Annotated in this window: 22 protein-coding genes and 1 tRNA gene; 17 read left to right on the top strand and 6 right to left on the bottom strand. The window is 70.9% G+C overall.

The window, feature by feature from the left end; all coding sequences use genetic code 11:
- Both CQ047_RS18980 and CQ047_RS02090 read right to left on the bottom strand, forming a co-directional pair.
- The coding region (locus CQ047_RS18980; RefSeq protein WP_219844577.1) for an alpha/beta hydrolase at positions 1-516 on the bottom strand (516 nt) is incomplete at its 3' end.
- Entirely contained in the window at positions 513-1,520 is a 1,008-nt protein-coding gene (locus tag CQ047_RS02090) for an alpha/beta hydrolase (RefSeq protein WP_105672608.1), read from the bottom strand. The genes CQ047_RS18980 and CQ047_RS02090, both read right to left, overlap by 4 nt.
- A gap of 73 nt (positions 1,521-1,593) precedes the next feature.
- Here CQ047_RS02090 and CQ047_RS02085 point away from each other — a divergent pair, with 73 nt between their 5' ends.
- Positions 1,594-2,619, top strand: a complete 1,026-nt coding sequence (locus tag CQ047_RS02085; RefSeq protein ID WP_105672631.1) for a LacI family DNA-binding transcriptional regulator — start codon at positions 1,594-1,596, stop codon at positions 2,617-2,619.
- On the opposite strand, the gene CQ047_RS02080 is transcribed toward CQ047_RS02085, so the two are convergent.
- Entirely contained in the window at positions 2,600-3,070 is a 471-nt protein-coding gene (locus CQ047_RS02080; RefSeq protein ID WP_105672607.1) for a DUF4442 domain-containing protein, read from the bottom strand. The two genes, CQ047_RS02085 and CQ047_RS02080, sit on opposite strands and share 20 nt — an antisense overlap.
- Before the next feature lie 108 nt (positions 3,071-3,178).
- Between CQ047_RS02080 and CQ047_RS02075 the strand changes: the two genes are divergently transcribed.
- The 11 genes from CQ047_RS02075 (at position 3,179) to CQ047_RS02025 (ending at position 13,618) form a co-directional block, all read left to right on the top strand.
- Positions 3,179-3,577 carry a GntR family transcriptional regulator gene (locus CQ047_RS02075; RefSeq protein ID WP_105672606.1) on the top strand — a complete coding sequence of 133 codons (399 nt, stop codon included), beginning with the start codon at positions 3,179-3,181 and terminating at the stop codon, positions 3,575-3,577.
- Complete coding sequence (locus CQ047_RS02070; protein WP_105672605.1) at positions 3,574-4,629, top strand: DUF1648 domain-containing protein; 1,056 nt, start codon at positions 3,574-3,576, stop codon at positions 4,627-4,629. Before CQ047_RS02075 ends, CQ047_RS02070 begins: the two co-directional genes overlap by 4 nt.
- On the top strand, positions 4,626-5,594 hold the full coding sequence (locus CQ047_RS02065) for a CPBP family intramembrane glutamic endopeptidase (protein ID WP_105672604.1): 969 nt from the start codon (positions 4,626-4,628) through the stop codon (positions 5,592-5,594). Before CQ047_RS02070 ends, CQ047_RS02065 begins: the two co-directional genes overlap by 4 nt.
- Before the next feature lie 31 nt (positions 5,595-5,625).
- The gene (locus tag CQ047_RS02060) at positions 5,626-6,285 is read left to right on the top strand and encodes an O-methyltransferase (protein ID WP_105672603.1); all 660 of its coding nucleotides are present in this window, start codon (positions 5,626-5,628) and stop codon (positions 6,283-6,285) included.
- 76 nt (positions 6,286-6,361) lie between these two features.
- On the top strand, positions 6,362-7,642 hold the full coding sequence (eno, locus tag CQ047_RS02055; protein WP_105672602.1) for a phosphopyruvate hydratase: 1,281 nt from the start codon (positions 6,362-6,364) through the stop codon (positions 7,640-7,642).
- A gap of 62 nt (positions 7,643-7,704) precedes the next feature.
- Positions 7,705-8,265, top strand: coding sequence for a septum formation initiator family protein (locus CQ047_RS02050; RefSeq protein ID WP_105672601.1), 561 nt, complete (start codon positions 7,705-7,707; stop codon positions 8,263-8,265).
- 58 nt (positions 8,266-8,323) lie between these two features.
- Complete coding sequence (locus tag CQ047_RS02045) at positions 8,324-8,860, top strand: DUF501 domain-containing protein (RefSeq protein WP_105672600.1); 537 nt, start codon at positions 8,324-8,326, stop codon at positions 8,858-8,860.
- Positions 8,857-10,149, top strand: coding sequence for a S8 family serine peptidase (locus tag CQ047_RS02040; RefSeq protein WP_105672599.1), 1,293 nt, complete (start codon positions 8,857-8,859; stop codon positions 10,147-10,149). The genes CQ047_RS02045 and CQ047_RS02040 overlap by 4 nt, the downstream gene beginning before the upstream one ends.
- A 38-nt stretch (positions 10,150-10,187) precedes the next feature.
- Positions 10,188-11,669 (top strand): NAD(P)/FAD-dependent oxidoreductase, encoded by a 1,482-nt coding sequence (locus CQ047_RS02035; RefSeq protein ID WP_105672598.1) that lies wholly within the window; start codon positions 10,188-10,190, stop codon positions 11,667-11,669.
- 289 nt (positions 11,670-11,958) lie between these two features.
- Positions 11,959-12,819, top strand: coding sequence for a cation-transporting ATPase (locus CQ047_RS02030; protein ID WP_105672597.1), 861 nt, complete (start codon positions 11,959-11,961; stop codon positions 12,817-12,819).
- A 70-nt stretch (positions 12,820-12,889) separates the two neighbouring features.
- Complete coding sequence (locus tag CQ047_RS02025) at positions 12,890-13,618, top strand: DedA family protein (protein ID WP_105672596.1); 729 nt, start codon at positions 12,890-12,892, stop codon at positions 13,616-13,618.
- Here CQ047_RS02025 and CQ047_RS02020 read toward each other — a convergent pair.
- Positions 13,589-13,661: transfer RNA gene (locus CQ047_RS02020), tRNA-Leu, on the bottom strand. The two genes, CQ047_RS02025 and CQ047_RS02020, sit on opposite strands and share 30 nt — an antisense overlap.
- 85 nt (positions 13,662-13,746) lie before the next feature.
- Between CQ047_RS02020 and CQ047_RS02015 the strand changes: the two genes are divergently transcribed.
- The 3 genes from CQ047_RS02015 (at position 13,747) to CQ047_RS02005 (ending at position 16,938) form a co-directional block, all read left to right on the top strand.
- Positions 13,747-14,982 carry an alanine racemase gene (locus CQ047_RS02015; RefSeq protein WP_105672595.1) on the top strand — a complete coding sequence of 412 codons (1,236 nt, stop codon included), beginning with the start codon at positions 13,747-13,749 and terminating at the stop codon, positions 14,980-14,982.
- Positions 14,979-16,292, top strand: coding sequence for a D-arabinono-1,4-lactone oxidase (locus CQ047_RS02010; RefSeq protein WP_105672594.1), 1,314 nt, complete (start codon positions 14,979-14,981; stop codon positions 16,290-16,292). Before CQ047_RS02015 ends, CQ047_RS02010 begins: the two co-directional genes overlap by 4 nt.
- A 79-nt stretch (positions 16,293-16,371) precedes the next feature.
- Complete coding sequence (locus tag CQ047_RS02005; protein ID WP_105672593.1) at positions 16,372-16,938, top strand: LemA family protein; 567 nt, start codon at positions 16,372-16,374, stop codon at positions 16,936-16,938.
- 128 nt (positions 16,939-17,066) lie between these two features.
- Here CQ047_RS02005 and CQ047_RS02000 read toward each other — a convergent pair whose 3' ends face one another.
- Positions 17,067-17,540 carry a hypothetical protein gene (locus CQ047_RS02000; protein WP_105672592.1) on the bottom strand — a complete coding sequence of 158 codons (474 nt, stop codon included), beginning with the start codon at positions 17,538-17,540 and terminating at the stop codon, positions 17,067-17,069.
- Positions 17,537-18,799 carry a winged helix-turn-helix domain-containing protein gene (locus CQ047_RS01995; RefSeq protein WP_105672630.1) on the bottom strand — a complete coding sequence of 421 codons (1,263 nt, stop codon included), beginning with the start codon at positions 18,797-18,799 and terminating at the stop codon, positions 17,537-17,539. Before CQ047_RS01995 ends, CQ047_RS02000 begins: the two co-directional genes overlap by 4 nt.
- Positions 18,800-18,875: 76 nt before the next feature.
- Between CQ047_RS01995 and CQ047_RS01990 the strand changes: the two genes are divergently transcribed.
- A complete protein-coding gene (locus CQ047_RS01990; protein ID WP_105672591.1) occupies positions 18,876-20,072 on the top strand; it encodes an AI-2E family transporter in 1,197 nt (398 codons plus the stop codon).
- Positions 20,069-21,298: a threonine ammonia-lyase gene (ilvA, locus tag CQ047_RS01985; protein ID WP_105672590.1), complete on the top strand. Its 1,230-nt coding sequence runs from the start codon at positions 20,069-20,071 to the stop codon at positions 21,296-21,298. The genes CQ047_RS01990 and ilvA overlap by 4 nt, the downstream gene beginning before the upstream one ends.
- Positions 21,299-21,354: the final 56 nt, after the last annotated feature.

Here is a 21,354-nt window from a genome sequence, read left to right as displayed (position 1 = left end):
GCCGCCGATGCCGAGCCGGGAGGGGTCGATGCCGAGTTCGTCGGTGCGGAGGCGCAGATCGGCGAGCGCGGCGACCGCATCCTCCACCGCGGCGGGGAACGGATGCTCGGGCGCGAGGCGGTACTCGAGCGAGATGAGCTGCACTCCCGAGCGGAGAGCACGGTCGGCGCAGAGCCGTTCGTTGACGATCTCGTCGATGGTTCCGCTCACCCAGCCGCCGCCGTGCAGCCAGAGCATGGTCGGCAGGAGCCCGCTCGCGCTCTCCGGGCGGAACCGGCGTGCACGGAGGAGTCCGCCGCCGCCGGCCATCACCATCTCGTCGACGCGCACGCCGTCTCCGGCAGGTTCGGTGAACTCCAGCGCGAGCAGGTCGCTGAGCTCCCACGCGGCGAGGCGTCGTGCGGCGGGGTCGTCCGAGTCGATGCCGGGGATCGCGGCGGAGAGCTCCTCGGCGCGACGGATCCACTCTCGGACGGGGGCCGCGAGCGGAGGGATGCCGTGTTCGGATCCGGTCATGCGCGCCCCCGATCGTGCAGGGTGCGCAGCTCCCCGACGAGGATGCGGTGCGCGGCATCCGCAGCCGGCACGTACCCCGTGGACCCCAGGGATCCGTGGGTCTGTCCGATGAACCGGATCGCCGTCACCGGGACGTCGGCGGCGGAGAGTGCACGCGCATAGGCCTCACCGTCACCGCGGAGCGGATCCAGCTCCGAGGTCAGGATGAGCGCGGGCGGGAGGCCCTCATGGCTGTCGGCGAGCAGCGGAGACGCGTACGGGTGGCGGGCCAGTGCGCGGTCGTCGCCGACGTACTGCCGCACGAGGGCCTGTCCGGCCGTGCGCACGATCACGCCCGGCATGCCCGCGCTGATGCCGCGCATGTCCGCGTGGCCGATCGTGAGGTCGAGCGCCGGATTCTCGAGCACCTGCATCGCGATCGGCCTGTTCTCGCGGTCGCGGTTCATGAGGGTCACGGCTGCCGCGAGGTCGCCGCCGGACGACGCGCCGCCCACCGCGAGACGCTCCCGCGACCCGCCCAGCTCCTCGGCGTGCGCGTACGCCCATTCGAAGGCGCTCCAGCACTGCTCGGGCTGCGCGGGGAAGTGCTGCTCCGGCGCGTGAGCGTAGTCCGCCGCGACGATGATGATCCCGGCATCCCGTGCTCGCTGGCGGAACCGTGCGTCCCACGACACCCAGTCGATGCCGGCGATCGTGAAGCCGCCGCCGTAGAAGTACACGAGGATCGGCAACCCCGCACCCCGGGGCGCGGGCACGGCGCCCGGCCAGTACACGCGCACCCGCACGTCGGGGTGCTCGTCCACGGGGACGGTGCTGTCTTCCGTCGCCACGGCGATCGGCTCGATCCCCAGCGCCGCGCTCACCGCCGTGTCGTTCTCCTGGGCGACCCGTCGGCGCCCGGAGGGATCGGCCGGTTCGGGCGCGAGCAGGGGAGCGATCCTCTTCTCGTACGCGGCGACGGCGCTGTCGAGTGTCGGTCTGCGGTAGCGGGGGCTTCTCGGCATCGGTCATCTCCTTCGACGGCTGCGGACTAGTCTGAGGAATCGAAGAACTTCGATGAAGTGCGGAGGCCGGAACATGCGCGCACGCCCTGGACGGGTCACGATCTACGACGTCGCCGAGCGCGCCGGCGTGAGCATCTCGACCGTGTCGCTCGCCGTCAGCGCCCCGCACCGGGTGCGTCCGGAGACCAGGGAGCGCATCGTGGCGGCCGCGACCGCTCTCGGCTATCGGATGACGGCCGGGCGCCGGGTGGGCGCCGCCCGGATCGCCGTCGCCGCGCCGTTCACGACCTACCCCTCGTATCTGCGCCGGCTGTCCGGCATGCTGCGGCGGGCCAGGGATGCCGCGGTCGACATCATCCCGTACGACCTCGACTCCGCGGCATCCGCCGACGAGCCGCTGCTCGACGTCCTGCCGACCCGCACCGACGTGTCGGGGCTCGTGGTGATGGGGGTGCCGCTCGGAGGCGCGGCGAGGCGTGCGAGTCGCGCGGCGCGCATCCCCGTCGTGTACGTCGACGTCGTCCCCACGCGCGCCGATGTAGGCGGACCCGTCGTGCTCGTGGACGACCGCGACGGAGGCGCGCAGATCGGCCGTCACCTCGCGGAGCTCGGCCATCGCCGGGTCCTGTTCGTGCACGAGCCGCAGCGGTCAGAGGCCTACGTCTCGGCGGGGATGCTGCGCATCGACGGCCTCGAAGAGCACGTGGCGGTGACCAGGCTCGCCGTCTCCGACCCGGCGTCGATCGACGACCGCGTCTTCCGGGCGGCGCTCGCCGCCGATGCCACGGCGATCGTCGCGAACCACGACCAGTTCGCCGCCGCGATCCTGAGCGCGCAGCGCGCACGGCCGGAGCACGACCGCCTGGCGGTGGTCGGCTACGACGACGGCGAGGTGGCTGCGGCGCTCGGACTGACGACCGTGCGGCAGCCGTTCGAGGAGAGCGGACGGACGGCGCTCGAGCTCGTGCTCGGGCTCGTCTCGGGCGCGACCGCGTCGCATGAGACGGTGCGGCTGGCCCCGGCGCTGGTGGCCCGCGCCTCCACGCTGGTCCCTGCGGCGTCGGCGGCGGGCGAGGACGTCAGGAACGCGCCGCGGTGACCCGCTTCTTCTCGCGGATGTAGACCTCGCGGCGGACCCTGGCCACGACGTCGCCCTCGCGGTCGGTGATGACGGTCTCGAACCACTCGAGCACCTTCGCGCCGCCCTTCGCCTTCTCGCGGATCTCCTCCGCCTGCTCCCTCGACACCTCGAACTCGGCGGTGAGCACTCCGCGGCCCGGCTTGAGGAACTCGATCTCGCCGCGGGTGTCCCACACGACGTAGTCGCGGCCGAGCTGGTGCATCACGAGCATGAAGAAGTACGGGTCGGTCATCGCCGACATCGACCCGCCGAACGCGGTCTTGACGTAGTTGCGGGTGAACACGTTCACGCGCAGCTCGACCGTGGCGTGCGTCCAGTCCTCACTGAATCGACGGATGCGGATGCCGCTGAAGAGGTTCGGGATCCACAGGCTCATGCCCATGGCGAGACGGCGAGGAGTGATGCGCATGACGTCAGTCTGGACGAGGGTCCGAGTCGGCACAAAGCTCTCTGGAGGGTTGCCACAGTTGTTCTAGTTCTCATAGAATTACTAGAACACGGGAGAGGGAGGTGAGAGATGCTGCTCAGAGTCGATGCCGACAGCGCGCGGCCCCTGTACGACCAGGTCGCGGCATCGATCCGCGCCGACATCCTCGCCGGCGCCCTCGCCCCCGGTGATCGCCTGCCGCCGGCGCGCGATGTGGCGGGCGCGCTGGAGATCAACCAGCACACGGTCCTCCACGCCTACCAGCGGCTGCGCGACGAGGGCCTCATCGATCTCCGCCGTGGCCGGGGCGCCGTGATCGCCGCGTCCGCCGCCCCGCTCGCCGAACTCGCCCACGACATCGACGTCCTCGTGCGCAAGGCCGCCGCACTCGGCGTCTCCGCCGAGATGCTCGCCGGCATCGTGCACTCGCACCGCGGCGATCGCACCGATCATCGCACTCCCGAGGAGAACCAGGAGGTCTCGCCATGACCACCCACGACCTGACCCGCACGCCCCCGTCGCTGCTCCGGCGCGCGCGTCTGACGTTCTTCCTCGTCGCCGTGATCGTTCCCCTCGTGCTGACCGCTGCCGCGGCCGTCGTGGTGATCGCGTGGCTGCCCTCGCTGCCCGACCCGGTCGTGACGCACTGGGGGGTCAGCGGCGCGGACGGGTTCGGCCCTCCGACGACGTACCTCTGGCTGCTGCTCGGGATCGGACTCGCGCTGCCCGTGCTCATGGCCGTGACGACGCTCTCCGCCGTCGGGGCGCACTGGGGCGGCGCCGGCCGGCTGATGGGTGCGCTCGCCGCAGGCATGGCCGCGTTCGCCGCCGGCATGAGCCTCGGCTCGCTCGGAATGCAGCGCGGCCTCGCCGATGCAGCGGAGACACCGGGCATCGGGGGAGTCATGGCGCTGTCCTTCGCCGCGCTGCTCGTCGTCGGCGCGGTCGCCTGGGCGGTGCAGCCCCGCGTGCGCGCCGAGCAGGGACGCACGCTCGAGCCCCGCCACGCCGTGCACGTCGCAGACGGGGAGCGGGTCGTGTGGCTCGGCACGGCCTCGATGCCGCGCGTCGCGCTCATCGCCGTCTCCGTGCTGCTGCTCGGCATAGCCGGACTCGCCGCGTTCATGCTCGGCACGGGTGTCGAAGGCGGGTGGGTGGTCGCGCTCTCGCTGGTCGTCATCGTGATCGCGATGGCCACAGCCACCGCCTTCCGCGTGCGGGTCACGCCGGAGGGATTCTCCGCCAGGGCGCTCGTCGGCTGGCCGCGGATCAGCATCCCCCTCCGAGAGATCGAGTCGGCCCGCGCCGTCGACATCTCGCCCTTCGGCGAGTTCGGCGGCTGGGGCTGGCGCATCGCGGTCGACGGCAGGACGGGCATCGTCACGCGCCGCGGGGCGGCCATCGAGATCAGCCGACGCGACAAGCGGCCGTTCATCGTCACGATCGACGGCGCCGAGGAAGCCGCGGCGCTGCTGCAGGCCTACGTCGAACGAGGAGCCGCGACGCCGCGGGGCGACAGAACAGGAGGCACGGCATCATGACCGACCGGATCGCACCTCGGGGTGGCCGCGTGCCGTGGGCCGCCGTCATCGCCTTCACCGTCCTGGCCTGTGCGCTGGCCTGGCTGGTGTGCCTGCCGCTGTGGCTCGGCGACGGACTCGCCGAGCCCCTCTCCGGAGTGCTGCTCCCGGTGATGATGCTCACCCCGACCATCGCCGCTCTCATCGTCGTGTTCGCGATGCGCGTACCGCCGAGAGGCGGACGGCTGCGGTTCCTCGGCCTCTGGCCTCTGCGCCCGGCGAAGCGCGTCGTCTGGCTCATCGTGCTCGGCTGGCTCGCCCCGCCGATCATCGTGGCCCTCAGCATCCTGCTCTCCGCGGCGCTCGGCTTCGTCCAGCTCGACTTCGCGTTCTCCGGGTTCGCCGCGCAGCTCGAGAGCGCTCTGCCGCCGGGGACGCCGCTGCCTCCGGTCGGGGTGGTCGTCGCCGCGCAGATCGCCATGATCCCCGTCGGCGCCATCCTGAACAGCGTCTTCGCGTTCGGTGAGGAGCTCGGCTGGCGCGGATGGCTGGTGCCGGCGCTCCGGCCGATGGGAACCTGGCCCGCGCTCCTGCTGAGCGGCGTGATCTGGGGTCTCTGGCACAGCCCGGTCATCCTGCTCGGCTACAACTTCGGCCGCACGGACGTCACCGGGGTCCTCTTCATGGTCGGGGGCTGCGTGGCCTGGGGCATCCTGCTCGGCTGGCTGCGGTTGCGCTCGGCCTCGGTCTGGCCCGCCGTCATCGCCCACGGCTCTCTCAACGCCGCTGCGGGACTCATCGTGCTCGTCGCGGCGACTCAGCCCGACATGGCGCTGGCCGGTCCGCTCGGCGTCGCGGGATGGATCGTCGTCGCGGTGATCATCGCGGTGCTCGCTCTCACGGGGCAGTTCCGCGCGCAGCCGGAGCTCGCCGCTCCCGCGCGTCCGGCCGAGGCCTCGGCGCCCCCGCTGCCGGACGCCCCTTGACCGGACTCGCGGCGCGGGGTTGGCTGAGGGCATGGACTCCACACCCTCGGCCTGGGCCGCTGCCGATGTCTTCCTCGCCGACACCCTGGTCGGTCATGATCCCGGCCTGGACGCGGCGCTGGACGCTCAGCACGCGGCGGGCCTCCCCGAGATCGAGGTCGCACCGGTCGGCGGCAAGCTGCTGAATCTGCTCGCACGCATGAGCGGAGCGAGGCGCGTGCTCGAGATCGGCACCCTCGGCGGGTACTCCACGATCTGGCTGGCGCGAGCGGTCGGCGCGGAGGGGCGCGTCGTGACGATCGAGGCCGAGGCGGACAACGCCGCCGTCGCCAGGGCGAGCATCGACGCCGCGGGGGTCGGCGAGCGCGTGGACATCCGCATCGGCAGGGGAGTCGACGTGCTGCCCACCCTCGTCGGCGGCTTCGACCTCGTGTTCATCGACGCCGACAAGGAGTCGAACACGATCTACCTCGACTGGGCCGCGAGGCTCGGCCACCCCGGCACCGTGATCGTGCTCGACAACATCGGGCGCGAGGGCGAGATCCTCCGCGAGGACGCGACCGATCCGAAGGTCGTCGGGACGCGGGAGGGACTGCGGATGCTGGGGGAGGACCCCCGGTTCGACGCGACCGCGCTGCAGACGGTCGGCGTCAAGGGCTGGGACGGGGTGGCCATCGCTCTCGTGCGGTGACTTTCGGCACGGCTAGACTGGCCACGGATCGACGTCGCTCCACCACAAACCCCTTTTCTGAACAAGGAGCACTTCTGTGGCACTGATCGAGGCTGTAGGCGCACGCGAGATTCTCGACTCGCGCGGAAACCCGACCGTCGAGGTGGAGGTGCTCCTCGACGACGGCGTCGTCCAGCGGGCAGCTGTCCCCTCGGGCGCATCCACCGGCGCGTTCGAGGCGTACGAGCTCCGCGACGGCGACAAGTCCCGCTACGGGGGCAAGGGCGTCCTGAAGGCCGTCTCCGCCGTCATCGACGAGCTGGGCCCGGCCATCGAGGGCGTCGAGGCGAGCGAGCAGCGCATCGTCGACGAGATCCTCAACGAGACCGACGGCACCGAGAACAAGCAGCGCACCGGCGCGAACGCGATCCTCGGCGTGAGCCTCGCGGTCGCCAAGGCCGCGGCCGACTCCGCCGACCTGCCGCTGTTCCGCTACCTGGGCGGCCCGAACGCGCACGTACTGCCCGTTCCGCTGTTCAACGTCATCAACGGCGGCGAGCACGCCGACAACGGCATCGACATGCAGGAGTTCTTCCTCGCCCCGATCGGCGCCGAGACCTACTCCGAGTCGCTGCGCTGGGGCGTCGAGACCTACCACGTGCTCCGCAGCGAGCTGAAGGCTGCGGGCTACGCGACCGGCCTCGGCGACGAGGGCGGCTTCGCCCCCGACCTCCCCAGCAACCGCGAGGGCCTCGAGTTCCTCATCAAGGCGATCGAGAAGGCCGGCTTCACCCCGGGCAAGGACATCGCCCTCGGCCTCGACGTGGCCGCCACGGAGTTCTTCTCCGACGGCGTCTACCGCCTGGACAACAAGGACTGGACCGGCCCCGAGCTGATCGAGTACTACCAGGGCCTGGTCAACGACTTCCCGATCGTCACGATCGAGGATGCTCTCGCCGAGGACGACTGGGACAACTGGAAGCTCCTCACCGACGCGCTCGGCTCGAAGGTGCAGCTGGTCGGCGACGACCTGTTCGTCACCAACCCGCAGCGCCTCGCCGACGGCATCAAGCGCGGCGTCGCCAACTCGCTGCTCGTCAAGGTGAACCAGATCGGCACCCTGACCGAGACGTTCGACGCGGTCAGCCTCGCGCAGCGCTCCGGCTACACGGCGATGCTCTCGCACCGCTCCGGCGAGACCGAGGACACCACGATCGCCGACCTCGCGGTCGCCACGAACGCCGGTCAGATCAAGACGGGTGCGCCTGCTCGCTCCGAGCGCGTCGCGAAGTACAATCAGCTTCTGCGCATCGAAGAGGAGCTCGGCGACGCCGCGGTCTTCGCGGGTCGCTCGGCGTTCCCGCGGTTCTCGGCCTGATCGGCTGACGCGCACGCACGATTGACCATGCCGCCCTGAGGCGGCAGACGAGAGGGGGAGCCTTGGCGAGACGTCCGGCTCCCCCTTCTCCGTCTCCGCGGCCGACCACCGCCGCGCCGCGCTCGACGCCAGGCTCCCGGAAGACGCCCTCCACGCGGACCTCCTCCTCGACAGGGGGCGCAGCAGGTCGCAGCGTCGACGTCAGGGAATGGGCCTCCGGCATCCGGCTGTCCGCCTTCTCGGTGATCATGCTCTCCCTGGTCGTCCTCGGCGCCTGGGTGCTCGTGCCGACGCTCGGCACCTTCATCGACCAGCGTCAGAAGATCGCCGCCCTGGAGTCGTCGATCCAGGTCTCGCAGGAGAAGATCTCGTCTCTCGAGGCGGAGCGCGATCGCTGGACCGACCCGGCCTACATCACCACGCAGGCCCGAGAGCGGCTGTACTACGTCAAGCCGGGCGAGATCGTGTACCTCATCGACAACGACCTCGACCCCGCGGCGCTGCCACAGGAGCAGAAGCCGGTGAGCGACACGCTCGAGGAGGATCCGGCCGACTGGATGCCGCAGATGCTGCGCACCCTGACAGCCGCCGGACTCAGCCAGACGGCCGTCCCCGCTCAGTGACGCGCCCGGAGCAGGTCGCTCCGAGCATCCTCCCGGCGGCCTCCCCTACGCTGGTGGGGTGACCACCCCGCCGTTCCCCGCACCCACGCCCGCCGAGCTCGCCGTGGTGTCCGCACAGCTGGGACGCCCCGCGCGCGGCGTCGTCGGCATCGCCGCCCGCTGCGCCTGCGGCAACCCGACCGTGGTCGCCACCACTCCGCGGCTGCCGGACGGCACCCCGTTCCCCACGTTCTACTATCTGACGCACCCCGCGGCGACGGCCGCGATGTCGACGCTCGAGGCCACGCAGGTGATGCCGGAGCTCGCTGCGCTCCTCGCCGAAGACGACGACATCGCCGCCGCGTATCTGACGGCGCACCAGGCGTATCTCGCCGATCGCGCGCAGTTCGGCGACGTGCCGGAGATCGACGGCATCTCCGCCGGCGGAATGCCCACGAGGGTCAAGTGCCTGCACGCGCTCGCGGGTCACGCTCTCGCGGCGGGGCCCGGCGTGAACCCCATCGGCGACGAGGCGCTCGCCCGCTCGACCTGGTCCCCGCAGAACTGCCGGTGCGAAGACCCGGGGGCCGCCGTGCGCGAGGAACCCGTGGCATGAGCCGACGCCGGATGCTGCGCAGCGCCGTCGCGGTTGCGGTGATCGCGGCATCCGTCCTGCTCGCCGGAGCGGCGGCGACGCCCGCGCCCGTTCCCGACGACCCCTCGGATCCCGTACGGGCGACCGAGTACTGGCTCGACGGCGCCCGCATCCGCGAGGCCTGGCAGACGACCCGCGGCGCCGGCGCGACGATCGCGGTGATCGACACCGGCATCGGCAAGGTCCCCGGCATCTTCGACGGCGCCGTCGCGGGCGGCACCGACGTGTCGGGCAGCGGGACCCCGGACGGACGGACCCCGATCGGCGCGATCGACGGCAACCACGGGTCCTGGGTCGCCTCCCTCGCCGCAGGTCGCGGAGCCCCCGACGGAAAGGGCATGATCGGCGTCGCGCCCGAGGCGAAGCTCCTCTCGATCTCCGTCGGCTTCGGCGCATCGGCATCCGTCCCGTTCACCGAGCAGGTCGCCAAGGCGATGCGCTGGGCGGTCGACAACGGGGCCGACGTGATCAACCTCTCGTTCACGACGAACACGCTGGACTGGGACCGGAGCTGGGACGACGCGTTCCTCTACGCGTTCGAGCACGATGTGGTGGTGGTCGTCGCCGCGGGCAACCGGGGGAGCGGCACCAACATCATCGGCGCACCCGCGACCATCCCGGGGGTGCTGACGGTCGGCGGCGTCGACCAGACCGGCTCGGCGAGCGTCGAGGCGTCGACCCAGGGCATCACGATCGGCGTCGCCGCGCCCAGCGAGGGCCTGATCGGCATGTCGGCGGACGGCACGCTCGCCTCGTGGAGCGGCACCAGCGGCGCCGCTCCGATCGTCGCCGGCGTCGCCGCGCTCGTCCGGTCCGCGCACCCCGACATGTCCGCGGCCAACGTCATCAACCGCATCATCAAGACGGCGGTTCCCGCTCCCGGCATGACGAAGGCTCCCGACCCCCTCTACGGATACGGGCTCCTGAACGCCGAGGGCGCGGTCACCGCCGACGTCCCCTCCGTCACGGAGAACCCCATGGGCGACCTCGCCGGATGGGTCAAGCTGTTCCGCCGCGCGCAGACCGCGCCCGCCCCGGTTCCCACCTCCACACCGGTCGCCGTGCCGCCTCTTCCGGCGGCGGATTCGCCGACGGAACCGGGCTCTCCGCTGCTTCCCAGCGCCGATTCACTGCGCTACGGTACCCTGCCGCTCGTCGCACTCACAGTCCCTGGTATCCTGATAGCGCTTGGCGTCACCGCAGCTGCCCGGCGCATCCGATCGGCGCGCGCTCGCACGCCACATTCCTGACTCCGAGGAGTTGTCCCCCTGTGCCTCAGAACAGCACTGTGCCCAAGATTCTGATCGTCGGCGGCGGCTACGCAGGCTTCTACACGGCGTGGAAGCTGGAGAAGCACCTTCGCAAGGGCGAAGCCGACGTGACCATGGTCGACCCGCTGCCGTACATGACGTACCAGCCGTTCCTCCCCGAGGTCGCCGCGGGCTCGATCGAGGCACGCCACTCGGTCGTGGCTCACCGTCGTCACCTGAAGCGCACGAACGTCCTCACCGCCAAGGTCACGAACATCGACCACGCCAACAAGGTCGCCACGATCACCCCGCCGCTCGGCGAGCCGTACGAGTTCGCGTACGACCAGATCGTCGTCACCGCGGGCGCCGTGTCTCGCACGTTCCCGATCCCCGGCATCGCCGACAACGCGATCGGCCTCAAGACGATCGAAGAGGCGGTCGCGATCCGCGACCGCGTGATGTCCAACTTCGACAAGGCAGCATCGCTGCCCGCAGGGCCCGAGCGCGACCGTCTCCTCACGGTCGTCGTCGTCGGCGGCGGCTTCGCCGGCATCGAGGTGTTCGCAGAGCTCCGTTCGCTGGCCTCGTCCCTGGTGGGCAAGTACCCGCAGCTGAGCTTCGACGACACGCACTTCCACCTCATCGAGGCGATGGGCCGCATCATGCCCGAGGTCTCGCTGCAGACGAGCGAGTGGGTACTCAAGGACCTTGCCAAGCGCGGTGCCAACGTGCACCTCGACACGCAGCTCACGAGCGCGGTCGACGGCAACGTCGAGCTCTCGACGGGCGAGGTCATCCCGACCGACGTCATCGTCTGGACCGCCGGCGTCATGGCCAACCCGACCGTCGTGCGCGGCGGAGACCTTCCGGTCGAGGAGCGCGGTCGTATCCAGACCCGCGCCGACCTGCGCGTCGGAACCCCGGAGGCCTTCGTCGAAGGCGCCTGGGCCGCCGGTGACGTCTCGGCCGTTCCCGACCTGTCCGGTGGTGGCGTCGGCGGCTTCTGCGTGCCGAACGCCCAGCACGCCGTGCGCCAGGCCAAGCTCCTCGCGAAGAACCTCGTCGCCGTGCTGCGCGGAGAGGACCCGAAGGAGTACTTCCACAAGAACCTGGGTGCCGTCGCCGGCCTCGGTCTCTACAACGGCGTCTTCCAGTCCGGCAAGCTCGCCCTCAAGGGCTTCGTGGCGTGGGTCGCGCACCGCGGCTACCACGGTCTCGCGATGCCCACGTGGGAGCGCAAGTGGCGGGTCCTCTGGGGCTGGTGGAACAACCTGTGGCTGGGTCGTGACCTCGTGAACCTCGAGACGGTCCAGAACCCGCGCTACGTCTTCGAGGAGTTCGCCGCTCGTCCGCGTCCGGCGGCCGATGCAGCCGCTCCGGCCGCCGCGAAGACGGCGCCCGCCGCCAAGGCCTCCGCAGCCGACAAGGCCGCTGCAGACAAGGCCGAGGTCGCCGAGAAGGCTCCGGCGAAGAAGGCCGCTGCGAAGAAGCCCGCCGCCGAGAAGGTCGCCGCCAAGTAGTCCGCCTCGTCTCGCACGAGAGGCCCTTCCCGCTCGGGGAGGGCCTTTCGCGTTCCCGCGTGGCTCGGAGGAGACGCATAACTCCGCCGGATAGTCTCGGGCGAGCAAGGGGAGTACTCCCGTCTGCGGCGCAGTCGTCACTACGGACATGTCATCGTGTCCCGGCCCGCCGGCCCGTGAGGGTGGAGGAGACCTTGGCGTCCGCCTGGCGGACCGCCGTGGTGCCCCCTGCCGTCGTCCCGACGTGGTGGTCCCCGCCGGTCCGCTTCGCTCCACGAAGGGATCACCCATGGGAAAGCTCTCCCGTCTCCTCGGCCTGGCCACGGAGGCCCTCGACAAGACCACCGGTTCGACACACGGTGAACACGGCGGTGCGTCCCGCTCGACCGAGTGGGGCGACCTGGGGCGTCGGGCCGCCGACGTCGTGCGGGGGTCGTCCGAGCCCTCCTCCCATCGGCCCGCACCCCAGGAGGCGCGTCCAGCGTCCGCCGACCGGTACTCGCCCCCGCCGGCCGGTGCGCCGACGACCTCCGGGCCGGCGAGCTCGGCGTCGCCGGTCTCCGAGTCGGATCGAGCGGCGATCGCCCGCTACGACTACCTTCTCCGCACGGCCGACCCCGAGCAGGTCGAGAGGATCCACCGCGACGCCTTCGCGCGGCTGACCCCGCAGCAGCGCGAGCACGTCGCCGCGCGGATGCGCGAGGAGCTCCCGCCGGGCGAGCGTCCGCGCTCCTCCTCGTCGGAGGATCTGTCGCGCGCCGCCGGCCGCGCGGAGGCCATGAACCCCGGCCGCATGCGCGGGCTCCTCTCGCGTGTCCGCGGTGGGGGCGCCGCGGGCGCGGCGCTCGCGGGAGGCGCCGCGGTCGGCGTGCTCGGGGTGGTCGCCGGTGGCGCCGTGCTCAGCACCGTCGCCGCTCCGCTCCTGGACCAGGCCGCGGGCTTCGGCGTCGACTTCGAGTCGCTCGCCGCCGGTCTGGACGTCGAGGCGCTCGCCGGCGGGTTCGATGTCGAGTCGCTCACGGGCGGCGCGGAGGACCTCGCAGGCTCGGTCGGCGACACGGTGTCCGGTCTCGGCGAGACGGCCTCTGGATGGGGAGAGCAGCTGGGGAACCTCGGCATCCCGGGTATCGGCGACCTGTTCGGCAGATGAACGCCCGAACGGATGACTCAGCCGAGCCTTCTCCGATACCCGCACAGCCCCTGACAGAGACGAGCCCTTGATGAGCCACGCCGCTGCCGTCGCGACGGCCGCCGAACACGGTTTCACCGGACTGACCGGTTTCGCCGCCGATGTCCTCACCGCCCTCGGAGACGTCGGGGTGGGGGTGCTGGTGTTCATGGAGGTGCTGATCCCTCCCATCCCGAGCGAGGTGATCCTGCCGTTCGCGGGATACCTGAGCCAGAGCGGCGAGCTGCACCTCGGCTGGCTCATCTTCTGGAGCACGCTCGCGTCGTGGATCGGCGCTCTGCTGCTCTACGGACTCGGACGCGCCATCGGGATGGAGCGCGCCGTGCGATTCCTCGCGGCGACGCGACTGGTCAGCAGATCCGACCTCGACCGCGGCGTGCACTGGTTCGCGCGCAGCGGCGGGTGGACGGTCCTGGTCGGCCGGATGGTCCCCGGCATCCGGAGCCTGATCTCGATACCGGCCGGTGCCTCGCGCATGGGGCTGGTGCGCTTCAGCGTGTACACGATCGTCGGCAGCGGCCTCTGGAATGCGATGCTCATCGGCGTCGGAGCCGCCCTCGGCACGCAGCACGAGAAGCTCGAGAGCTACCTCGGATACCTCGACTACGTCGTGTACGCCGCGATCGCCGTGGCGCTCATCGTGCTGGTCCTCCGCAGGGTCCGGGAGTCGAGAGCCCAGGCCGCAGCACTCGCCGATGCGGCCGTGCTCGACGCTGCGAGGGAGCGAGAGTACCCCCGGTCGGACTCGAACCGACACTGAAGCGATTTTAAGTCGCCTGCCTCTGCCATTGGGCTACGGGGGCCCGTCGCCAGCCTACAAGCGCGACCGGGGTGCGACCGGGTTCCCGATTCTGTGAATCCGAGTCCGAGAAGCCGTAGGGTGGGGGAGTGCTCGACCTCACCGAAGAACTGAGCCCCACACCGGTCGCGCCCGAGTGGGAGGAACCCGCCCGATACTGGCCACGGCTCTCCGCGGCCACCGGACATCTGCCGGCGCCCGTCGCCGTGATCGACCGAGAGGCGCTGCGCCACAACGCGCTCGATCTCCTCGTGCGCTCGGGCGGTCTGCCGATCCGCGTCGCGTCCAAGTCGGTGCGCGTGCGCGCGGTTCTCGACGCGGTGCTGGCGCTTCCGGGGTTCCACGGGATCCTGGCGTTCACACTGCCGGAGGCCCTCTGGCTCGCCGACACGCACGACGACATCGTGATCGGCTATCCGACCGTCGACCGCGCGGCGCTGCAGCGACTGTTCGCCGACGAGCGGGCCGCCGCGCGCATCACCCTCATGATCGACGACCCGGTGCACCTCGATGTCATCGACAGCGTCGCAGGACCCGGGAACCGTCCGGAGATCAGGGTCGCGATCGACGTCGACGCCTCGCTGCGCTCACCGCTGCTCGGGCACATCGGCGTGCGCCGCTCCGGACTTTTCACCGCCGGCGAGGTCGCCGCGTTCGCTCGCAAGGTCGTCGCCCGTCCGGGCTTCCGGCTGGTGGGGCTGCAGATGTACGACGCTCAGATCGCCGGTCAGGGAGACGCCGCAGGGCCGGATGCTCCGCTCATCCGCGCGGTGCAGGCGCGGTCCCGATCGGAGCTCCGCGAGCGCAGGGCGGAGATCGTCGCCGCGACCGCTCCCATCGCGCCGCTCGAGTTCCTCAACGGCGGCGGCACCGGCTCCCTGGAGTTCACAGGCAGCGACGAGTCGCTCACGGAGGCGAGTGCGGGCAGCGGTCTGCTCGGCGGGCACCTGTTCGACGGTTACCGCTCCTTCCGCCCCGCCCCGGCGGCAGCCTTCGGCTTCGACGTGGTGCGCAGACCGACCGCCGACATCGCGACCGTGCTGGGCGGCGGATGGATCGCCTCAGGGCCGCCCGTGGCGTCTCGCCAACCGCTTCCCGTGTGGCCGGAGGGTCTGCGCACGATGCCGCGCGAGGCCGCGGGAGAGGTGCAGACACCGCTGCAGGGGAGAGCGGCGACGACTCTCGGCGTCGGCGACCGCGTCTGGTTCCGCCACTCCAAGAGCGGAGAAGCCGCGGAGCGCATCGAGGCGTACCACCTCGTCTCCGGCGACGAGATCATCGACGAGCTGCCCACGTACCGGGGAGAGGGAAAGGCGTTCCTGTGACGAGAATCGGCGGCACCTGGCAGAACTGGGCGCGCTCGGCATCCGTGAAGCCCCTCAGAGTGGAGCGTCCGCGCTCTCCCGAGGGTGTGCAGCGCGCGGTCACCGCTGCGGTCTCGCAGGGCCTGACGGTGAAGGCGGTGGGGGCGGGACACAGCTTCACCGGCATCGCCGTCGCTCCGGGGGTGCTGCTGGAGCTCGACGACCTGCAGGGACTGGTGTCGGCGGATGCCGCGACCGGTCGGGTGACGCTGCTCGCGGGCACCAGACTGCATCGGATTCCCGCGCTGCTCGCGCCCTACGGACTCGCGATGCAGAACCTGGGGGACATCGATCGGCAGTCGATCTCCGGAGCCATCTCGACCGGCACCCATGGAACCGGCGTCGGATACGGCGGACTCGCCACCCAGGTGGTCGGCGTCACGATGATCACCGCCGCCGGAGAGTTCCTCCGCATCGACGAGCAGCAGAACGCCGAGATGCTCCCCGCCGTGGCCCTCGGGCTCGGCGCACTCGGCATCCTCGTCGAGGTCACTCTGCAGTGCGTGCCCGCGTTCGTCATGACCGCGATCGACGAGCCGGCTCCGCTGGACGACGTGCTCGCCACGATCGACGAGCGCGCCGCGTCATCCGATCACTTCGAGTTCTACTGGTTCCCCCACACGGACGTCGCCCTCACCAAGAGGCAGACGCGGCTCCCCGAGTCGACGCGCCGTGAGCCGCTCCCTCCCGTCGGGCGGTGGATCGACGAGACGCTGCTCTCCAACGGCGTGTACCGCGTGGTCTGCGCGGCCGGTCAGGCCGTGCCCTCGATCACGCCGCCGTTCAGCAGGCTCGCGGTGAAGCTCACGGGCGACCGCACGTACACCGATCTCTCGCACCGCGTGCTCACGCAGAGCCGCACGGTGCGCTTCCGCGAGATGGAGTACGCGCTGCCGGTCGAGAACGTGGTTCCGGCCTTCCGTGCCGTGCAGGAGCTGATCCGGGAGCGCGGATGGCGGATCGAGTTCCCCATCGAGGTGCGCTTCGCCCAGGAGGACGACCGCTGGCTGTCGACCGCCCACGGACGCGCGTCCGGCTACATCGCCGTGCACCGCTACTGGCGCGCCGACCCGACCCCGTACTTCGAGGCGGTCGAGCAGATCATGGTCGAGTACGGAGGGCGTCCGCACTGGGGCAAGCTGCACACGCGCACCGCGGATCAGCTGCGCGAGAGCTACCCGCGTTTCGACGACTTCACGGCCCTGCGTGACCGCCTCGACCCCGAGCGGCGCTTCGCCAACCGCTACCTCGACCGCGTGCTCGGCGCCTGACCCCACCGCGCGGCGTACCCAGTCGACGCGCAGAGAGCGTCGATAAGATGGGGACAAAACGAGGAAGGGTGGGGCTCTGATGGAATGGCTCGTACCGGTACTGATCATCGTCGGTCTGGTTCTGCTCATCGGAATCTATCTCTGGGCGACGTACAACTCGCTGGTGCAGCTCAACGTCCGCGTCGATGAGGCCTGGAGCGGCATCACGGTGCAGCTCAAGAGACGCGCGGATCTCATCCCCAACCTCATCGAGACCGTCAAGGGCTACGCGTCTCACGAGAAGGCCGTCTTCGAGAACGTCACCCGTGCGCGTGCGGAGACGCTGTCGGCGGGCGGACCGGGCGAAGCCGGCATCGCCGAGGGCCACCTGCAGCAGGCGCTGCGCAGCCTGTTCGCGGTCGCCGAGGCGTACCCGCAGCTGCAGGCCAGCCAGAACTTCCTCCAGGTGCAGCAGTCGCTCGTCGACACGGAAGACAAGATCCAGGCCGCGCGACGCTTCTACAACGGCGGGGTGCGCGAGCTGAACACCAAGATCAAGGTGTTCCCGAACAACCTCTTCGCCAAGGGGCTCGGCTTCACCGAGCGCGAGTTCTTCGAGGTGGCCGACAGCGGAGCGATCTCCGAGCCTCCGCGCGTGCAGTTCTGACGCCTCGCTGGGATCTGACGTCTCACCAGACTGTGGTGCTTCACGGGGCCTTGGCGCCTCACGGCGCGGTGTTGTCCCGCCGGATCTGACGGCTCACCAGACTGCGGTGCCGTGCGGCATCCGACGCCTCACCACACGGAGAGGTCGACCGCGCTGTCGGTGACCTTCGCGTCGCCGCGCACCGCCCAGTCGTCTGTGCGATAGGTCTCGGTGCGCGCGGCACCGTCCTGCCCGGTTCCGCTGACCGTAGCGACGAGCGCTCCGCCGCTCGCCGTGAAGGAGTCTCCGTCCAGCACCAGCTCGGGCAGCTTCTCGACGCGATAGCGGATGCCGCTCACCGTGGAGAACTCGGTGCCCCAGGGGATGCGGATGCCGCAGTGCTCCGGTGGCTCGCTCGCCGTGCTGTCGGCGCACGCCGTGAGCAGGTCGTCGAGCGCGGCCTGGGCCCGCTCGGCGGCAGGGGCGGCAGTGGTCGCCGCGGGGCTCGGGGTGGGGCGAGCGGCGGGCGGAGCGCTCGCCGCCAGCCAGATCCACGCCGCGGCGGCCGCGATCACCAGGACCGCGACGAGGGCGCCGATGATCCACCCCGCCCGTCTGCTCACGCAGCGCTCTCCCTGGCATGCACGTGGCGCGTCACCGAGGCGTCACCTCTCGCATCGAGCTCCCTGTGCAGGGCGTCGGCGGCCGTTCCCCAGCCCGACACCGACACGTGCTCCAAGCCCTGCCATGCGGCTGCGAGGGCGAGCTCGGCTGCGATGCGCTCCGCGTCTTCCGCTGGCCGGGCCTGCGGCTCCCACCAGGCCGACTGCACCTGCAGCGTCGAGGCGGCGCGGTCGGCTTTGAGATCGACGCGCGCGACGATCCTGTCGCCGACGAGCACGGGCAGGGAGTAGTACCCGAAGCGTCGTTTCTCGGCTGGCACGTAGATCTCGATCCGGTAGTCGAGGTCGAACGCCCGCAGAGCCCTGTCCCGGAACCAGACGACCGGGTCGAACGGCGTCAGCAACGCCGCGGCATCCACCCTCCGCGGCAGGGCGGCCTCGGCATGGCGCCACGCGGGGAGCGGGCGCCCCTGCCGCTCCCACCCCTTCACGTGCACGGGCACCAGCTCACCGGCGTCCGTCAGGTCGGCGATCGAGGTGCTGATCGCGGATCGATCACGGATGCGGTAGTAGTCGGCGAGGTCGGACGCCGTCGCGATTCCAGAGGAGCGGGCGGCGCGACGCGTGAGCTCGCGGATCGCATCGGGCACCGCGATCTCCTGCGACAGGATGCCCGCTGGCACGACCTGCTCGGCCAGCGCGTAGGTGCGCTCGAAGCCCTTGCGCCCGCTGATGGCGACGTCGCCGGTGCGCCAGAGGTGCTCGAGGGCGAGCTTCACCTCGTCCCAGTCCCACCAGGTGCCGCGTTCGCGCGGAGCGTCGGCTCTGATGTCGGCCGGCCGCAGCGGACCGCGTGCCCGCAGCTCGTCCTGCACCCACGCGAGCGTGCGGGCATTGCCGGCGGCCCAGGAGTCGGGGTTCGAGAGCCGCTTCCGGAAGTACTCGCGGCGGAAGCGCCACAGCGGCCAGTCCTCGATCGGCATGAAGGTCGCCTCGTGAGCGAGGTACTCGACGTAGTGGGTCGTGCGTGAGAGGAAGACCCGATCGAGCAGCGCCGGATCGTACGCCCCGAGTCGCGAGAACAGCGGCATGTAGTGCGACCGTGCGAACACGTTGACCGAGTCGATCTGCAGCACGCCGAGACGCCCCATGACGGTGTGCAGGTGGCGGGCGGAGACGGATGCCGGGCGCGAGCGCGTGAAGCCCTGCGCGGCGAGAGCGATCCGTCTGGCCTGGGGGGCGCTGAGGGTGTCTGTCACGTCGCCAGCGTAACGCCGGGCGCCGACACCGGCCGCTCCGGCGTTCGTCGACGCGTGATCCCCGTAGACTTGGGCGATGAGTGAAGAGCAGCGTCCGAGGCTGAGGGATCTCTTCCGCCCGCGCCCGGTCTCGACCGACCGCACCGTCACCACAGAGGCCGACGAGGCCGTTCCGATCGGGTTGCGCATCACGGCGGGCTATGCGTGGCGCATCCTGCTGATCGCCGCAGTGGTCGCCGGGTTCATCTGGATCGTCATCCAGCTGAAGCTCCTGGTGATCCCGCTCATGGTCGGCATCCTGATCACCGCCCTGCTCTGGCCGGCGTTCGAGTGGATGCTGCGGCACAGGTTCCCCCGCTGGGCGGCGGTGGCCACCTCGCTCGTGGGCACTCTCGGCATCGTCGCGGCCCTCATCACGCTGGTGGTCTGGCAGATCCGCACCCAGCTTCAGGACGTGCAGGACCGCAGCGCCCAGGCGGTCGACGATCTCCAGAAGTTCCTGATGGGCGATCCGCTGAACCTCACCCAGAAGCAGATCGACGGCTATCTCGATCAGGCCCGGGGCTTCTTCAACGACCAGGCCGACCTGCTGCTCAACGGCGCGCTCACGGTCGGCACGACCGCGGCGCACGTCGTCACCGGGGCCGTGCTGGCGCTGTTCATCCTGATCTGCCTGCTCGCCGACGGCGGGGGCATCTGGAAGTGGACGCTGCGGCTCTTCCCGCGAGCCGCTCGCCCCGCCGCGGACGGCGCCGCCCGCAACGGGTGGGCGACGATCGTCAACTACGCCCGCACGCAGCTCTTCGTCGCCGCCATCGACGCCGTGGGCATAGGGCTCGGCGCGCTGCTGCTCGGCGTCCCGCTCGCGATCCCCGTCGCCGTGCTGGTGTTCCTCGGCTCGTTCGTGCCGATCGTCGGAGCGGTCGTCACGGGTGCGATCGCCGTCCTGCTCGCCCTCGTCTACAACGGACCGTGGATCGCCCTGGCGATGCTCGGCGTCGTGCTCCTCGTCCAGCAGGTCGAGGGTCACATCCTGCAGCCGATCATGATGGGCTCCGCGGTGAAGGTGCACCCGCTCGCGGTCGTGCTCGTCGTCGCCGGCGGGTCGATGATCGGCGGCATCCCCGGGGCGCTGTTCGCGGTTCCCCTCGCGGCGTTCGTCAACGTCGCGGCCGTCACCGTCAGCACCGGGTCCTGGCGCACCGGCGCCCAGCCCGATGCGGACCTTATCTGGAGTACAGTCCCGCGGCAGCGGAGAAGGAGCAATCGATGAGCGCAGTCCCCAGCCTGACCGAGTTCGAGCACGCGGCTCAGAGCCTGGCTGAGGTGATTTCGCACACGCCGACGCTGCCGTCCCGTGCGCTGTCGGACATTCTGGGCGCGCCGGTGCTGCTGAAGATGGAGAACCTGCAGCGCACCGGATCCTTCAAGATCCGCGGGGCCGCCTACCGGCTGTCGCGGCTGAGCCCCGAGGAGCGCGCACGCGGCGTCGTGGCGGCATCCGCCGGCAACCACGCCCAGGGCGTCGCGCTGGCCGCGCAGTCGCTCGGCATCCCCGCCACGATCTTCATGCCCCTGGGCGTTCCCGTCCCCAAGCTGCTCGCGACCAGGGGCTACGGCGCCGACGTCGTGCTGGAGGGGGAGACGGTCGCGACGTCGCTCCGTCTCGCGGCCGAGTTCGCCGAACGCACCGGCGCCGTGCTGATCCACCCCTTCGACCACCGTGACATCGTGATCGGCCAGGGCACGCTCGGACTCGAGCTCCTCGAAGACGCTCCCGAGGTCGACACCATCCTCCTCGGCATCGGCGGGGGCGGCCTGATCGCCGGCGTCGCCGCCGCGGTCAAGGCCCGTGCCGCCGAGCTCGGACGCACGGTCCGCATCATCGGCGTCCAGGCCGAGAACGCGGCCGCGATCCCGCCGTCGCTCGTGGCCGGGCACCCCGTCGACATCGAGACACGGCCCACGATCGCCGACGGCATCCTCGTGGCGCGCCCAGGGGCGATCCCGTTCGACATCATCAAGGACCTCGTCGACGAGGTGGTCACGGTCACGGACGATGACCTGGCGCGTGCGATCCTCGTGCTGCTCGAGCAGGCGAAGGTCGTCGCGGAGCCCGCCGGAGCCGCAGGAGTGGCGGCGATCCTCGCCGGCAAGGTCACGGCGACCGGCACGACCATGGCGGTGATCTCCGGGGGTAACATCGATCCGCTGCTGCTGCAGCGCGTCGTGTCGCACGGGCTCGCGGCATCCGGTCGGTACCTCACCATCCGCATTCCTCTGCCCGACCGGCCCGGTCAGCTCGCCCGCGTGTCGGAGCTCATCGCCGAGGCCGGAGCCAACGTCATCGAGGCGATGCACACCCGGCACGGGCACGGCCTGCAGATCAGCGAGGTGTTCCTCGAACTCAGCGTCGAGACGCGTGGCGCGGAGCACTCCGAGCACACGCTCGACACGCTGCGCCGTGCGGGCTTCGAGCCCATCGTCGTCCCCGACTGAGCGCATCACACGAAGAAGCCCCGTCCGTGAGGACGGGGCTTCTTCGTGTGATGCGG

This window comes from Microbacterium sp. MYb72 (assembly GCF_002979415.1).
Lineage (GTDB): Bacteria > Actinomycetota > Actinomycetes > Actinomycetales > Microbacteriaceae > Microbacterium > Microbacterium natoriense.
Note: the sequence above shows the minus strand (reverse complement) of the source record. Positions and strands in the feature narration are given on the sequence as shown.